Origin of the sequence: Curtobacterium sp. NPDC098951 (assembly GCF_044759965.1) — a bacterium.
GTDB lineage: Bacteria > Actinomycetota > Actinomycetes > Actinomycetales > Microbacteriaceae > Curtobacterium.
In genome coordinates, this window is record NZ_JBIWAG010000002.1 from 738,545 (window position 1) to 754,120 (window position 15,576).

The following is a 15,576-nucleotide window of genomic DNA, read 5'->3' on the forward strand; positions in this document are numbered from 1 at the left end:
GGGAGGCTCCCGTGGTGCGTCCGGCCGACCCGGGTCAGTGAACGGGGAGTGCGGGCTCCGGAGGAGTCAGGACGGTCGAAGTCGCGACGATCCGATGCGCCCGGACGGCGCGCCGCACCAGGACGAGGACGAGGACGTAGGCGACGACCATCGAAGCCGACAGCGCGGCGACCGTCACCCCGGGGCTCGCGCCTGCGGCGGTCGTCACGAGGACCGAGCCGGACGTCAGGACCAGTCGACCGCCGTCCCACCACAGTTGCGTCAGCTGTCGGCCGAGCAGGGAGAGCAGCTGGGTCACCGGCGACGCGACGACCTGCACGGCGAACGCCGGCACGAGGACCTGGGCGTAGGTGCCCGACAGCGTCCACTGCGAGCCGAAGACGACGGAGAACGCCGTCGGTGCGAAGACGAGGACGAGGAGTGTCCCGGCGGCACCCGCGACCGCCAGCCGCAGCACGATCCGTCTGAGCAGCCGGTCCACCGGTGTGCCGGAGCGGACCGAGCGCCCGAACACGCCGCCGGACCACTGCGCGACCGCGTCCGCGAGCATGCCTACGGGTGTACCAAGCACACGCATCGTGAGGGCGACGTACCCGGCCGACGTGCTGCCCAGGGCGAGGGCGATGAGGACACTGGGTCCCTGCTGCCCGAGGACGTTGAGGAGCGCGGACCAGGGCGTCACGAGCAGGAACCGCCGGTGTGCGCCGAGCGTCGCCGCCATGCGGTCCGATCGCGACACGGACACCGAAGCGGGTGCCGACGCCGACGCCGACGCCGACGCCGACGCCGACGCCGACGCCGACGCCGACGCCGACGCCTCGAGCATGCGGCGACGGGATCCGGGTAGGGAGCCGAGCACCCCCGCCAGTCGGCCCACCGACAGGCCAGCGAGCAGGCCGACGGGTCCGAGTGGTGCGGCGAGCAGGTTCCACGCGGTCTGTGCCAGCCCCTGCACCGCGTTCCGGGTGGCCAGGTCGGTGTAGCGCTGCCGTCGCGCGACGGTCGCACTCACGATCCGGAAGGCACTGATCGCGACGGTCGTCAGGGGGAAGAGCCACCAGAGCTCCGCGAGCGACGGGGCGTCGAAGCCCGCGGCGAGGGCGTCCCGTAAGGACCAGGCCGCCGTCCCGACGGCTCCCGCGACGACGGCCGAGGTCGTCAGTCCGAAGAGCACGAGGTGCCGCACCGCGCGATCCGTCGGGGCGACCATCAGCGCGCGGTCCGTCCCCGTGGTGGCGAACGCGCCGAGGATCGAGCACAGGGCCGTGATCACCGCGAGCGCGCCGAAGTCCGACGGCCCGTACGCGCGCGTCAGCAGTGGCGACACGGCGATGACGGTCCCCTGCCCGATCAGCGTGCCCGACAGGATCACCGCGACGGCGGGCAGTCTCCGTGCCCTGACTCGGCGCGTCCTGATCCGGCGCATGGGTCGACCTTCCGTCCTCGACCATCGTTGCGTGGCCGTCGAGATACAGAATATCACATGCCATGGCAAAGGCCTCCGATCGGGTCCGGGAGGCCCAGGCGGCGGTAGACCCCTGTGAGCCGCCCCGACTCGCGTCCCCAGTGCAGCCGGGTGCGAGCGGCCTCGGCCGCCGCACGACCGTGTCGGTCGAGCAGCGCCGGGTCGTCGTCGTACGCCTGAACGGCGCGGAGGATCGCCTCCGGGTCATCCGGTGGGACCCACGTCACACAGTCGAAGCCGTCGACGAGCGCACGCCAGGCGGGGACGTCGGTCGCGATCACGGCCAGACCGGCCGCGAGGTACTCGAGGAGCTTCGTCGGGATCGAGGTCCGGAACGCCGGCGTCGGTAGGAGGGGGACGATCCCGATGCGCGCATCGAGCAACACGTCGCGTGCCGCATCGGGAGCGAGGACGCCGGCGTAGGCGATCCGCCCGGTCGCGATCTGTGCGTCGAAGGCGCGGCGATCGACGGCCGCATCGATCTGCCCGGCGACGACGAGCGACCACCCGGGTGCCCGGTGCAGGGAGTCGGCGAGCGCCGTCACGACCGACAGCCCGCGGTCACGGTTCAACGCACCGAGGTAGGCGATGCGTCGTCGGCGCTGGGACGGCGGGAGCCCGTGGTCGACCGCTCGGAGCCGGGGGAAGTTCCGGACCACCTCGGTCGACCTCGGATCGAACCGTTCCGCGATCGTCGGGGTCGCCGCGACCACGAACGAGGCTCGGCGTGCCACGGCGATCGCAGCGTGCGCGATCGGCACGGCGAGCCGTCGACCAGCCCGGCCGAGGTACTCCTTGCCGGCGACCTGGGCGGGGAGGTCTTCGTGCGCGTCGTAGACGACCGCGCGACCGGCCGCACGCAGGAGCGGTACCGACCAGAGGAGTTCCGGGTCGTGCAGGTGCACGACCCGGGCACGGGACGACCACGCCGCTCGGACGGCCTGGGCGGTCGAGAGCGTCACTCGGGCGGCGCGTCGTCGCCGTCGGAGCCGTCGGACGTAGACGCCCGTCGTCGGATCGGGGTCGTCCCAGTCACGATCGGCGCGGCCGTCGGTCGAGACGGCGACCAGAGCGGTCCGGTACCCGGTCGCGGCCGCGGTGGCTGCGGATCGGAGGTGCACACGGTTGTCCGTCCACGGATGGGCGCTCGACACGTGCACGATGTCGAACGGACGGGGCCTGGAGTCCATGACCGCAGGCTAGGTGCGCAGACCTCCCGGACGGCAGTTCTGCACATGTTGCATGTCAGTTCGCGGCAGGTGCCCCGATGGCGACGACGACGCAGTCCCACTTGGCCGTGTCGAGGACGCGTCGACCGTCGACGACGGTGCGGACGCCCGGCAGGGAGCCGTGGTCCATCGTCCGGTACTCGGCGTGGTCGGCCTGGACCACCGCTGCGTCGACCGGCTCCCCCGGCACGTGCGCCGTGAAGCCGAGCCGCTCGAGCTCCGACGAGGAGTACAGCGGGTCGGAGACCGTGACCGTCGCACCGCGCTGCTCGAGCGCGGTGACCGTGCCGTAGACCCCGGAGAACGCGGTCTCCTTGACGCCCCCGCGGTAGGCGGCACCGAGCACGACGACACGCTGGCCCGCGAGGTCGCCGTGGAGGCGCGCGAGGAGGTCGACCGCGTGGTCGGGCATCGCCTGGTTCCGCGCACGGGCGGCGCGCACCACGGTGGCGTCCGGGTCGTTCCAGAGGTAGAGCTGCGGGTAGACCGGGATGCAGTGGCCGCCGACGGCGATGCCCGGCTGGTGGATGTGGCTGTACGGCTGCGAGTTGCAGGCCTCGATCACCTTGGCGACGTCGATGTCGTTCCGCCCGGCGAACACCGCGAACTCGTTGGCGAGCGCGATGTTGACGTCGCGGAAGGTCGTCTCGGCGAGCTTCGCCATCTCGGCGGCCTCGGCGGACCCGAGGTCCCACACGCCGTTCCGGCGCGGCAGGTCGGACCGGTCGTCGAACTGCAGGACCGCCCGGTAGAAGTCGTCGGCGAGGTCGGCTCCGGCTCCGGAGAGCGCACCGATGAGCTTCGGGTAGCGCCGGAGGTCCGCGAAGACCCGCCCGGTGAGCACCCGCTCCGGCGAGAACACGACGTGGAAGTCGCGGCCCTCGGTGAGCCCGGAGGCGCGCTCGAGCATCGGCGCCCACCGGGTGCGGGTGGTGCCGACCGGCAGCGTGGTCTCGTAGGCGACGAGCGTGCCGGGGCGGAGGTGCGCGCCGATCGACTCCGTCGCAGCGTCCATCCAGCCGAAGTCGGGGGCACCGTCCTGGCCGACGAAGAGCGGCACGACGACCACGACGACGTCGGCCGTCGGGATCGCGTCGGCGGGGTCGGTGGTGGCGCGGAGCATCCCGGCGGGGACGACCTCGGCGAGGCCGGCGGCGAGCCCGTGCTCACCGGGGAAGGGTTCGACCGCGGCGTTCACCGACTCGACGACGGCGGGTGCCACGTCGAGTCCGGTGACGGTCGCGCCCGATCGGGCGTACTGGACGGCCAGCGGGAGGCCGATCTTGCCGAGGCCGACGACGACGACGTTCATGGTGTGCTGCTCTCTCCGGCGGGGCCGGGACGGGTTCTGGTGGTCCGGTGCGGACGGGTGCGGGCGGGTGCGGTCAGGCCGCGAGGTGGAGTGCGGTGCGGGTCTGCGCGGAACGGAGCACGGCCTCGGCGACGGCGACCGTGCGGGCACCCTCGGCGAGCGTCACGATGTCGTCTCCGCGTCCGAGGACGGCGTCGCGGAACGCCTCGTGCTCGACGAGCAGCGGCTCGCGCTTCTCGATCGCGAAGCGGGTGCTCGCCCCCTCGGCGACCCCGCGGAAGGCCGCGACCTGGTCCCAGGCGGTGGCGGTGGTCCCGTTCTCGTGGAACGTGAGGTCGGCGTGCAGCGTGTCGGCGACGAAGGCCCCGCGCTCGCCGGTCACGACGATGAGCCGCTCCTTGAACGGCGTCAGCCAGTTGACCAGGTGCGAGGTGACGGTGCCGTCCGCGAGCTGCCCGGTGACGGTCACGAGGTCCTCGTGCGGGCGACCGCTCTTGGTGCAGGCGAGCGCGCCGACGTGGACGAACGGCGACCGGGCGATCCACGCGGTCGCGTCGATGTCGTGGGTCGCGAGGTCCTTCACCACGCCGACGTCGGCGATGCGTGCCGGGAACGGCCCCTGCCGACGGGTCGCGATCTGGTAGACCTCGCCGAGCTCGCCGGCGTCGAGCCGGGTGCGGAGTGCGCGGAGCGCCGGGTTGTAGCGCTCGATGTGTCCGACGGCGCCGACGAGTCCGGCGGCGTCGAACGCGCTGACGAGTCGCGCGGCGGCCTGTTCGTCGACCGCGACCGGCTTCTCGATGAGGGCGTGGACCCCGGCGGCGGCGAGTTCGAGCCCGACCGCTTCGTGGAAGGCGGTGGGGACGGCCACGACGGCCGTGTCGATCCCGAGCGCGACGAGCTCCTGCACGGTCGCGACGACGGGCGCGCTCCCTGCTGCGCCGTGGCGGTCGCCGAGGGCATCGGCGGCGCCGACGAACTCGACACCTTCGACCGACTGGAGCACGCGGGCGTGGTGGCGGCCCATCATGCCGAGACCGATCACGCCGGCCCGGAGGACGCGGGCGGTCATCGGCCTGCTCCCACGAGGGTGTTGACGCCGTCGACGATGCGGTCGAGCTGGGCGAGCGTGAGCGTCGGGTAGACCGGCAGCGCCAGGACCTCGCCGGCAGCGCGCTCGGTCTCGGGCAGGTCGAGCTCGAGGCCGAACGAGGGCAGGCGGTGGACCGGGGTCGGGTAGTACACGCCGGTGCCGACGCCGAACTCCGAGCGGAGCGCCTCGGCCAGGCCGTCGCGGTCCTCGGGGACACGGACGACGAACTGGTGGAAGACGTGCTCGGCGTCGGGGTGCACCGTCGGCACGACCACGCCGCGGAGTTCACGGGCGAGGTAGGCCGCGTTGGCCTGGCGCTGCGCCGTCCAGCTGAGCACCTTGCCGAGCTGGACGCGGCCGATGGCGGCGTGGATGTCGGACATCCGGGCGTTGAAGCCGATGATCTCGTTCGCGTAGCGCTGCTCCATGCCCTGGTTGCGGAGGAGTCGCAGCGTGCGGTCGACCTCGGGCGAGGTCGTGGACACCATGCCGCCCTCGCCCGCCGTCATGTTCTTCGTCGGGTAGAGGCTGAAGGCGCTGGCGTCGGACGTGCTGCCGACCCGCCGGCCGGCCCAGCGGGCGCCGTGGGCCTGGGCCGCGTCCTCGACCACGAGCAGGTCGTGCTCGGCGGCGATCGCGGCCAGGGCCGTCATGTCGGCCGGGTGTCCGTAGAGGTGCACCGGCATGAGGGCACGGGTGGCCGGCGTGACCGCGCGGCGGACGGCGGCGGGGTCGACGCAGTAGGAGACCGGGTCGATGTCGACGAAGACCGGGGTGGCACCGACGAGCCGGACCGCGTTGGCGGTGGCCGCGAAGGTGAACGAGGGGACGATCACCTCGTCGCCGGGACCGATGCCGAGGGCGACGAGCGCGAGGTGCAGCGCCGCGGTGCCGCTGTTGACGGCGACGACGGAGCGTCCTTCGACGAGCACCTGGCCGAACTCGCGCTCGAACGCGGCGACCTCGGGACCCTGGGCGAGCCCGCCCGAGGCGAGGACGGCATCGACGGCGCGACGTTCGTCCTGGCCGATGAGCGGCTTGGCCGCGGGGATGAGGTCGGGGGTGGTGCGGAGCGGTGCGGTGGTCTGCACGGGGGTCATCGGGACACCTCGATCTGGTCGCCGGCTGCGGAGAGCCGGAAGCGGTCGCCCGTTGCGGGGCAGGTCAGTGCGTCGCCTGCGGAGGCGACGAGTCGGGCACCGGTGCGTCCGACCCAGCCGATGCGGCGGGCCGGCACACCGGCGACGAGTGCGTGGTCCGGGACGTCGTGGGTCACCACGGCACCCGCGGCGACCATCGCCCAGCGGCCGACGTGGACCGGGGCGACGCAGATCGCGCCGGCGCCGATCGACGCGCCGTCCTCGACGACGACGGCGGTGGGCTGCCAGTGGGACGCGTCCTGCTTGGTGCCGTCGGGGTTGACGGCGCGGGGCACGTTGTCGTTCGTGAGCACGGCACCGGGGCCGATGAAGACACCGGCGCCGAGGACGGCCGGGCCGTAGACGAGGGCGGCGTTCTGGATCTTGCAGCGGGCGCCGACGACGACGCCGGCGCCGATCGTCACCCCGCGACCGACGAGGGTCTCGGCGCCGATGACGGCACCGGCCTCGACGTGCGAGCCGTCCCAGACGCGGACGCCGTCGCCGAGCGAGGCGGTCGGCGCGATGGTCGCGGTCGGTGCTGCGGAGGCGTTCGGGTGCGAGGGCATCTGCTGTTCCTGTCTCTCGTGGCTGCCCTCCAAGATTACATATCGGTATGAGAAATATCAAGTGCGATTCCAAAGCACGTGTGATGCCCCTAAGGTCGACGTGTGCGATGGAGTCGAGTTGGCTGGCCCGCCGTCGGGTACGTCTCCCTCGAGGACGTCGACGGCTACCCCGAGCACCTCGCGCGCCTGGTCACCGACGCACCGCCCTCGATCGCCGCGCTCGCCTCGGTGACGTGGAGCGAGTCGCGCGTGCAGAGCTGGCGGATCGAGGAGGCCGGCCGGCACGGGGACGCCGGCGTCGACGCGACACCGACCCACACCGTGCACGCGGTCTTCGTCGTGCGGAACGACGAGGTCCTGGACACCCCGGACGGCCTCTGGCGGCGCTGGAACCACGCGCGGGTCTCGCTCCGGTTCGACCGGGCCGTGCTCGACCCCGGCGACACGGACGCACTCGACCTGCTGGCCGGTGACGTCCACGTCTCACGCGGCGAGATCGCGCACGTCGACGCGGACGTCTGGGAGCTCCGGCTGCTCGTCTCCCCGACCGGCGAGCTCGCCGTCCACTTCCGCGACGTCGTGATCGAGGTCCGGCCGGTGGACGAGGCGGTCTGGTCCGACCTCGAGCGTCGCCCCGTGCACGGCTGGCGGGGCCCGGTGCCGGACGGCTGGGTCGAGTGGGCGACCCCCGCGGTGCGTGCGGCAGCGCACGGCGACGTCGGCGGGCTCTCCCTGGCGCTGGACGGCATCGGTCAGGACCCAGCCGGGATCGACGAGGTCGACCCGCGGTGGGGCTTCGCGCCGTTGCACGCCGCGGTGTGGTTCGACAACCGCGGCACGACCGAGGCGCTGCTGGAACGCGGGGCGGACGTCCGGGTCGAGGACGCCGCGGGGCGGACCGCGATGGACATCGCCCACGAACGAGGTGCGCGGAAGGCGGAGGAGGTCCTCCTGGCCTGGTTCGACCGGCCGGCGCACGACACGGACCAGGGCGACTAGGGCGAGACGGGAGGCGCGGTGCCAGCTGGCACCGCGCCTCCCGTCCGCTGTCCGGTCGCTGCTCAGACGGTGAGCGCGTTGGCGGCGGCGACCCGCCCGTACCAGTGCGCCGAGTCCTTCGGCGTGCGCTCGAACGTCTCCGGGTCCCAGGCGACGAGTCCGAAGGTCGGGCGGAAGCCCGACGCCCACTCGTAGTTGTCGAGGAGCGACCAGTGCTGGTAGCCGAGGACTTCGATGCCGTCCTCGATGCAGCGGTGGATCCCCTCGAGGGCGCCCTGCGTGTAGGCGACCCGGCGGGAGTCGTCGGCGGTGGCGATGCCGTTCTCGGTGATCATCAGCGGGACGTGGCCGGAGAGCTCCCACGCGCTGCGGAGTCCGTCGGCCGAGGCCTCGGGGTAGAACTCCCAGCCGGTCAGGGTCGTCTCGACGTCGTCTGCCACGGGCAACGGGCCGGACGGGCCGATGAAGGTGCGGGTGTACGCCTGCACGCCGAGGAAGTCGTCCCCGGCGGCGTTCTCGAGGTACCAGTCGTCGCGCGGGTACCCGTACTCGCGGAGCATCTCGTCGGCACCCGGCTCCCCGTTCGACCGGAACGCCTGCGTCGCGATCGTCCATCCGGACTGCAGGCCGGACACCTGCGAGAGGACCTCTCGCGACCGCTTGTGCGAAGCGAGCAGGGCGTCGGCGACGCCGAGGTCCGGGTTCGGCAGGCCGTAGGCGACGAGGTTCCGGGCATCCTCTCCCCCGGCGAGCATCGCGGCGATGTTCGGCTCGTTGATCGTGCAGACGTAGCGCACGCCGTCCTGGACGACGGGGAGCGCCGCCTCGGTGTAGCGGGCGAACAGGTCGGCGGCGTCGGGGGCGCGCCAGAAGCCGTCGCGCTCGAACCAGCGGGGAACGGTGAAGTGCATGAGCGTGACGATCGGCTCGATGCCGAACTCGTGGCAGGCCTCGACCATGCGGCGGTAGTGGTCGATCTCCGCGCGCGACACGAAGCCCCGCTCGGGCTCGATGCGCGCCCACTCGATGCTGAACCGGTAGGAGTTCAGGCCGAGGTCGGCGGCGATCCGGATGTCCTCGCGGTAGCGGTGGTAGCTGTCCGCCGCGTCCCCGGAGGGTTCGACGATGGTGGTGTCGGGCTCGTGCTCGTGCACCCACCAGTTGCTGTTGACGTTGTTGCCCTCGATCTGGTGGGCGGCGGTGGCGGCGCCCCAGAGGAAGCCGTCGGGGAACTGCAGCGTGGTGATGATGGTGCCTTTCGGTGCGTGCTCGGTCAGGTCAGTGCTGACTCATGAAGGTGTCGAAGACCGCGAGCGTCGCCGTCGGGTTCTCGACCTGGGGACCGTGGTAGCTCTCCGGGATGACCTCGTAGGCGGCGCCCGTGTCGAGCGCCATCTGCCGCTGCCACGGGATCGGCCAGGCGCCGTCCCACTCGCCGTGCGTCACGAGCACCGGTAGCCCGGTTGCGCGGAGCTCGGCGGACGAGTCGGTGTGGTCCTCGAGGATGTGCCCGCCGGCGACGACGCTCGCGGGGTCGTGCGCGTCGAAGCGGTCGCGGACGAAGCGGGGGTCGTCGGGGAGCTCCTCGTCGGGCCGGTACGCCCAGAGCGGGTTCGTCGAGTCGAAGAGCTGGCGGAGGTTGCCGGCGGTGTCGTGCAGGATCGTCAGCTCGGTCACCTTGCGGTAGGGCCAGCCGTACGGACCGGAGCAGAACTGCACGACGTCGCGGAACGCGCTCGGGTCGGCGATCGCGGCCTCGCGCACGATCACGCCGCCGAGCGAGTGGCCGATCAGGTGCACCGGCGCGCCGTCGTCGAGCAGCCGTGCCACCCGGACGACGTCGGCCGCTTCCTCGTCGAGCGTGTAGCCCGCGGGTCCGGACGCCCGCGCCGAGTCGGCCTGCCCGCGCCGGGTGATCGCGACCGCGGTCCAGCCGGCGTCCCGGAGGAGCGGCATGAACGTCCGCCAGTCCTCCTTCGACCCGGTGTACCCGGGGACGACGAGCACTTTGCCCTTGCTGGGCCCGGACGGCACGACGCGGTAGGCGGTGAGCCGACCGACGGGGAGGTCGATCCCGACGACGTCGACGCCGTCGGGGGTGGGCAGGTGGCCGAACGGCGGGACCGTCGGGAAGTCGTGGAGGGTGCTCATGCCAGCAGTGTCCTCCGCGGGTTCGGCACGGCGTCGAGCAACGCCACGGTGTAGTCGTCCTGCGGGTGCTGCAGCACCTCGGCCGTGTGCCCCCGCTCGACCACGGCGCCGTCGTGCAGCACCATGATGTCGTCGGTGATGAGGCGCGCACTCAACAGGTCGTGCGTGATGTAGAGGAGCGAGACGCCCCACTGCTCGCGGAGGTCCTCGAGCAGGGCGAGCACCCCGGCGCGGAGCGTCACGTCGAGCATCGACACCGGCTCGTCGGCGATGATGACCTGCGGGTCGCTCGCCAGCGCCCGGGCGATGACCACGCGCTGCCGCTGGCCGCCCGAGAGCTGGTGCGGCAGCTTCTGCGCGAACTGCTCCACCGGGGTCAGGCCGACGGTCTCGAGCAGCTCGAGCACCCGCCGACGGGCATCGCGTCCGCGGAGGTCCGTGAAGTTCGCGATCGGCCGGGACAGCGTGTACTCCACCGTGTGCAGCGGGTTGAGCGCCGAGTACGGGTCCTGGAACACCATCTGGACCTCGGAGCGGAGGTCCTTGAGGCCGCGGCGCCCGAGCTTCGCGACGTCCGTGTCCCCGAACCGGACCGTGCCCGACGTCGGCTTCTCGACGCCGGTCAGCAGCTTCGCGATCGTGGACTTGCCCGAGCCGGACTGCCCGACCAGGGCGAGCGACTGCCCGGGCTCGAGGGTGAACGACACGTCGCGCACCGCCTGCACCGGCTGCTCGCCGCGGCGGGGTGCCGGGTACGTCTTCACGAGGTGGTCGACGACGATCGGGTTGCGTGCCGCACTGCGCTCACGGGACCCGACCGTGCTGAACGAGCTCGTCGTCTCCTGGCGCGTCGCCCCGTCGGACGAGCGCTGCGACCGATCGGGGAACCCGGGCAGGCTCACGACCTCGGCGCGCGGGTCGGCGTAGTGCGACAGCAGCATCTTCGTGTAGTCGTCCTGCGGGTCGCGCAGGATCTCCTTCGAACCGCCGTCCTCGACGATCCGCCCCTCGTGCATGACGAGCACGCGCTCGGTCGCCTCGAGGACGATGCCGAGGTCGTGGCTGATCAGGATGGCCGTGAACCCCTCGGACTGCTGCAGCTCGATGATCGTGTCCATCACGGCGTGCTGCACGAGGACGTCGAGCGCGGTGGTCGGCTCGTCGAACACCATGAGCTGCGGTTCGAGCGACAGCGCGAGGGCGATCGAGACGCGCTGCCGCATGCCGCCGGAGAGCTCGCCGGGGAACCGGGCGAGCATCGACGTCGGCAGCTTCACCTTCTCGATGAGCTCCTTCATCCGGGCGTCCCAGCGGTCCCGCGACACGTGGCCGTGCGCCTTGAACACGTCGATGAAGTGGTTGCGGATGGTCCGCACCGGGTTGAGCGCGTTCATGCCGGACTGCAGCACCATCGCGAAGCCGCCCTGGCGCTGCTGCCGGAGGGCTTCCTCGTCGAGGTCGCGGATGTCGTGTCCGCCGAAGACGATGCTGCCGCCGTTCGTGCGCGCCGGCGGCTTCTGCAGTCGGGTCAGCGCGTAGCCGAGGGTCGACTTGCCCGAGCCGGACTCGCCGACCAGGCCGACGAACTCGCCCTTCCGCAGGCTGAAGGACACGTGGTCGACGGCCTGGACGGCCTCCTGGCCGGCCGACTCGTACACGACCGACAGGTCGCGGACGTCCAGCAGGACGTCCTGCGTCACGCTCGTGGCGCGGTGCGGGTCGGACGGGAGGCGCGTGGCGGCGCCGTCCCGCGCCTCCAGGCCGTCCGATGCGTGCGTGGGTGCGCCGCTCATGCGGTGGCCTCCTTGCGCTTGCGACGCGCGCCGTCGCGCAGTCGCGGGTTGGACACGGCGTCGACGCCGAAGTTGATCAGGGTCAGGCTCATCGCGAGGAGGGCGATGCAGAGACCCGGGGCGAACAGCAGGATCCACTGGCCGGTGAGCAGCGCGTTCGAGTTCTGCGCCCAGTAGAGGATCGTGCCCCAGCTGACGATGGACGAGTCGCCGAGTCCGAGGAACTCGAGGCCCGCCTCGGCGAGGATGGCGCTCGTCGCCGCACCGAAGAACGAGCCGACGATGAGGCTCGTCATGTTCGGGAGGATCTCGCGGAACACGATGCGCGTCGCGCCGTCGCCGGAGAACTGGGCCGCGGTCACGAAGTCACGACCGCGGAGCGACTGCGTCTGGCTGCGCAGGACGCGCGCGCCCCAGGCCCAGCCGGTGACCACGATCACCGCGATGATGACCGCGATGCCGCCGTTCTGCAGGTACGCCGCGATGACGATCATGAGCGGGAGGCCCGGGATGACGAGGAAGAGGTTCACGATGAACCCGATGACCTCGGCGATCCAGCCCCGGACGTAGCCCCAGCTCAGGCCGATCGCGACCGCGACGAGCGTGGACAGCAGGCCCGCGACGGCGCCGACGAGGACCGAGATCCTCGCGCCGTAGATGATCTGGGAGAGGACGTCCTCGCCTGCGGCGGTCGTGCCCATCCAGTGCGCCCAGGTGGCGTCGGCGCTCCGGGCGAACCCGTTCTGGCTCGCGCCGTAGGGGGCGAGGAGCGGGGCGGCGAGCGCGACCACGACGAAGACGCCGAGGATGATGATGCCGATCCGGGCCTTGGTGTTCGACCACACGACGCCGAACTGGCGGGCGGCGGCCTTGAGCTTGGACGGGGCGGTGGGTTCTTCTTCTTGCGTGCGAACTGCGATCGTGGTCATCGGCGCGTCCTCGGGTGGTGGTTGTGGGCAGAGCACGCCGCCCATCGCGACGTTGTGGTCATCGGCGCGTCCTTGGGTCCAGGACGCCGTACAGGACGTCCACGATGAAGTTGGCGATGAGCACCGACACGGTGATCATCAGGAAGAGGGCCTGCATGAGGGGGTAGTCCTGCCCGATCACGGCGTTGAACAGCAGGTAGCCGATGCCCGGGTAGCCGAACACCTGCTCGACCAGGACGGACCCGCCGACCACGCCACCGAGCGCCAGACCGAAGCCGGTCAGGTTCGGCAGGATCGCGTTGCGCGCCGCGTACCGGACCGCGACCGTGCGCCCGCGCAGGCCGTTCGCCTCGGCGAAGGTCACGTAGTCGTCGCCGAGCGTGTTGATCATGGCGTTGCGCATGCCGATGATCCAGCCGCCGAGGCTCGTCACGAGGATCGTGACCGCCGGCAGGACCGCGTGCTGCAGCGCGTCTCCGAGGAACGCCCCGCTGAGGCCGGGGGTCGTCGTCGCGGAGTAGGCACCCGTGGTCGGGAACCAGTGCAGGACGTAGCCGAGGAAGAACAGCAGCAGGAGCGCCGTCCAGAAGTAGGGGAACGTCGACATGAACGATCCGGACAGCGTCGGCAGGGAGTCGAGCCAGGTGCCGCGCTTCCACGCTGCGCCGACGCCGATCAGGGTGCCGAGGACGAAGGCGAGGATCGTCACCACGCCGACGAGGATGAGCGTGTACGGCAGGGCCTGGGCGACGAGATCACCGACGGGCTGCGGGTAGAACGTGTAGCTCGTGCCGAAGTCGAGGGTGATGACCTGGTGCAGGTAGCTGACGTACTGGTCCCAGAGGTTGCCGCTCGGGACGCCGAGCTGCGCCTCGATGGCCTTCTTGGTGGCGTCGGTGACGGGCCCGTTCTGGCTGAGCTTCGCCAGCGCGGCGTCGGTCGGGCTGCCCGGCATGAGTCGCGGGAGCACGAAGTTCAGCGTGACCGCGGCCCAGAGGGTCAGGACGAAGAGGACGAGTTTCTGGAGGATGTACTTCACTGCTGGTCCTCCTGGGCCTTCTGCTCCTGCAGGATCTGCTTGCCCGCTGCGCTGTCACGGAGCCGCAGCTTCGAGAAGATCAGCAGCGGAGCCGAGTCGTAGTTCTGCGGTGCCATGTACGGGTCCTCGGCGCTCGGCCAGCCGACGAACTTGCCGGTGTTGAACAGGCCCCAGAGTCCGCCGTAGTACATGCCGATCACGGGCAGGTCGTCGTACACGATCTCCTGGAGCTGGTCGAGGATCTCCTGCTGTTTCGCGGTGTCCGTCGTCGCCTTGTACTCGTCGAGGAGCTTTTGGGTGTCGGCGTTCTGGTACCGCTCGTAGTTGTTCACCGTCGACTTGCCGACCGGCTGGTAGAAGTCCGAGCTCAGCAGCGAGTTGAACGCCTGGTAGACGTCGCCGTTGCCCATGCCGCCCATCGCCATGTCGAACTGACCGTTGTTGAGGTTCGACTGGTAGCCCGCGGGCTGCGGCGCCTGGATCGACACCTTGATGCCGATCGCCGTGAGGTTGCGCTGCACGGTCTGCGCGGCACGGAGCCAGTCCGAGTAACCGTTCGCGGTCATGATCGTGATCGTGAGCTGCTTGCCGTCCTTGACGAGCTTGCCGTCCTGCTCGGTGTAGCCGGACTTCGCGAACGCGCGCTTCGCGGCGTCGACGTCCTGCGTGACCATGCCCTTGTCGGGGATCGATCCGTTGAGGTACTGCTCCTGGTTCGGCAGGATCAGGCCCGTCTGGCCGGCTGCCGCCAGGTTGCCCTCGGTGGCCGTCTCGGCGATGTCGTCGCGGTCGAGTGCGAGCGAGATGCCCTTCCGGACGTTGACGTCGTTGTACGGCGCCTTCGTCAGGTTCGGGATGAGACCGATGACGCCGCCGGCGGGGAACCACCAGGTGTTGGTCTTCGACGCCGCCCCCCAGGTGCCCTTCACGTCGGAGATGAAGGAGTACGCCCAGTCGTAGCCGCGCGTGACCGTGTCGAGCTGCGTGTTCGTCGCCGGCAGGATGAGGTGCTTGATGGCGATCTTGTCGGCCTGCCAGTATCGCGGGTTCTTGTCCATCGAGTACTGCTGGTCGGTGTAGTTGCCGAGCACGAACGGGCCGGTCCCGATGGGGTTCGGGTCGCGCCACGTCGTCGGGTCCTGCACGCCGCCGTAGTGCTTCGCACCCAGGATGTACGTCGCGCCGATGATGTTGAGGCTCGGCACGTCGTCGCTCTTGAGGTGGAAGACGACGTGGCCGTCCTTGCTCTCGATGCGGTCGATGTGCTGCCAGGCGCCCTTGACGTCCATCGCCGGGAACTTCTTCAGCAGGTCGAACGTGAAGACGACGTCCTTCGCGCTGAACGGGGTGCCGTCCGACCACTCGACGCCCTTGCGGATCGTCATGTCGATCGTGCGGGCGTCCGGCTGGCTCCAGCTGCTCGCGAGCCACGGGGTGCCCTTGCCGTCGAGCGGGTTGATCTCGATGAGCGGCTCGTACATCCACTTGCTCGCAGTGCGGGCGTTGGCGATGTACGGGTTGAAGTTGCGGTCGAACAGCGGGTTGCCGTGGTCCGCGTTGATGAGCATGGTGTCCTTGCCGATGCTCGGGTCCGGCTGGGAGCGGACCTGGATGCTGCAGCCGGTGGCCGCGAGGGCCACGACCGCGATGCCGGCGATAGCCGCGATGAGGCGGCCTCGCCGTCCCCGGCGGGTGCCCGGGGTGCGCGCTGGGACGCGCTGTGGGGGAAGCGTCATTGCTCGGTCGACCTCCGTGTCGAGTCGGTACGGAGACAATGTATGCGCTTACATCGCGGCGCGCAACCGTGCGGGTTGTTTCTCGGGGCGGTACGTGTGCGGGGCGGAGGTGGCGGGCGCGG

At 71.1% G+C, this 15,576-nt stretch carries 13 protein-coding genes; 1 reads left to right on the plus strand and 12 read right to left on the minus strand.

Annotation, left to right across the window (positions count from 1 at the left end; translation table 11 throughout):
* Window positions 1–34: 34 nt before the first annotated feature.
* The 6 genes from ACIQUC_RS08110 to ACIQUC_RS08135 form a co-directional block, all read right to left on the minus strand.
* Window positions 35–1,426, minus strand: coding sequence for a lipopolysaccharide biosynthesis protein (locus tag ACIQUC_RS08110; protein WP_402265323.1), 1,392 nt, complete (start codon window positions 1,424–1,426; stop codon window positions 35–37).
* A 53-nt stretch (window positions 1,427–1,479) separates the two neighbouring features.
* A complete protein-coding gene (locus tag ACIQUC_RS08115) occupies window positions 1,480–2,655 on the minus strand; it encodes a glycosyltransferase (protein ID WP_402265326.1) in 1,176 nt (391 codons plus the stop codon).
* Window positions 2,656–2,710: 55 nt separating this feature from the next.
* The gene (locus tag ACIQUC_RS08120) at window positions 2,711–4,006 is read right to left on the minus strand and encodes a nucleotide sugar dehydrogenase (protein ID WP_402265328.1); all 1,296 of its coding nucleotides are present in this window, start codon (window positions 4,004–4,006) and stop codon (window positions 2,711–2,713) included.
* Window positions 4,007–4,079: 73 nt separating this feature from the next.
* Entirely contained in the window at window positions 4,080–5,078 is a 999-nt protein-coding gene (locus ACIQUC_RS08125) for a Gfo/Idh/MocA family protein (protein ID WP_402265331.1), read from the minus strand.
* Window positions 5,075–6,199 (minus strand): DegT/DnrJ/EryC1/StrS family aminotransferase, encoded by a 1,125-nt coding sequence (locus ACIQUC_RS08130; protein WP_402265334.1) that lies wholly within the window; start codon window positions 6,197–6,199, stop codon window positions 5,075–5,077. The genes ACIQUC_RS08125 and ACIQUC_RS08130 overlap by 4 nt, the downstream gene beginning before the upstream one ends.
* Window positions 6,196–6,807: an acyltransferase gene (locus ACIQUC_RS08135; RefSeq protein WP_402265337.1), complete on the minus strand. Its 612-nt coding sequence runs from the start codon at window positions 6,805–6,807 to the stop codon at window positions 6,196–6,198. Before ACIQUC_RS08135 ends, ACIQUC_RS08130 begins: the two co-directional genes overlap by 4 nt.
* A gap of 102 nt (window positions 6,808–6,909) precedes the next feature.
* Here ACIQUC_RS08135 and ACIQUC_RS08140 point away from each other — a divergent pair, with 102 nt between their 5' ends.
* The gene (locus ACIQUC_RS08140) at window positions 6,910–7,806 is read left to right on the plus strand and encodes a hypothetical protein (RefSeq protein ID WP_402265340.1); all 897 of its coding nucleotides are present in this window, start codon (window positions 6,910–6,912) and stop codon (window positions 7,804–7,806) included.
* 62 nt (window positions 7,807–7,868) lie between these two features.
* Here ACIQUC_RS08140 and ACIQUC_RS08145 read toward each other — a convergent pair whose 3' ends face one another.
* From ACIQUC_RS08145 to ACIQUC_RS08170, 6 genes are read right to left on the minus strand one after another with little or no spacing between them, the layout of a single operon-like run.
* Window positions 7,869–9,056: a glycoside hydrolase family 1 protein gene (locus tag ACIQUC_RS08145; RefSeq protein ID WP_402265716.1), complete on the minus strand. Its 1,188-nt coding sequence runs from the start codon at window positions 9,054–9,056 to the stop codon at window positions 7,869–7,871.
* Window positions 9,057–9,084: 28 nt separating this feature from the next.
* Window positions 9,085–9,957, minus strand: coding sequence for an alpha/beta fold hydrolase (locus ACIQUC_RS08150; RefSeq protein WP_402265343.1), 873 nt, complete (start codon window positions 9,955–9,957; stop codon window positions 9,085–9,087).
* Window positions 9,954–11,750, minus strand: coding sequence for an ABC transporter ATP-binding protein (locus ACIQUC_RS08155; protein ID WP_402265346.1), 1,797 nt, complete (start codon window positions 11,748–11,750; stop codon window positions 9,954–9,956). Before ACIQUC_RS08155 ends, ACIQUC_RS08150 begins: the two co-directional genes overlap by 4 nt.
* Window positions 11,747–12,679: an ABC transporter permease gene (locus ACIQUC_RS08160; protein WP_402265349.1), complete on the minus strand. Its 933-nt coding sequence runs from the start codon at window positions 12,677–12,679 to the stop codon at window positions 11,747–11,749. The genes ACIQUC_RS08155 and ACIQUC_RS08160 overlap by 4 nt, the downstream gene beginning before the upstream one ends.
* A gap of 58 nt (window positions 12,680–12,737) precedes the next feature.
* Complete coding sequence (locus ACIQUC_RS08165; RefSeq protein WP_022907212.1) at window positions 12,738–13,718, minus strand: ABC transporter permease; 981 nt, start codon at window positions 13,716–13,718, stop codon at window positions 12,738–12,740.
* The gene (locus ACIQUC_RS08170) at window positions 13,715–15,454 is read right to left on the minus strand and encodes an ABC transporter substrate-binding protein (protein ID WP_402265353.1); all 1,740 of its coding nucleotides are present in this window, start codon (window positions 15,452–15,454) and stop codon (window positions 13,715–13,717) included. Before ACIQUC_RS08170 ends, ACIQUC_RS08165 begins: the two co-directional genes overlap by 4 nt.
* Between the last annotated feature and the right edge of the window lie 122 nt (window positions 15,455–15,576).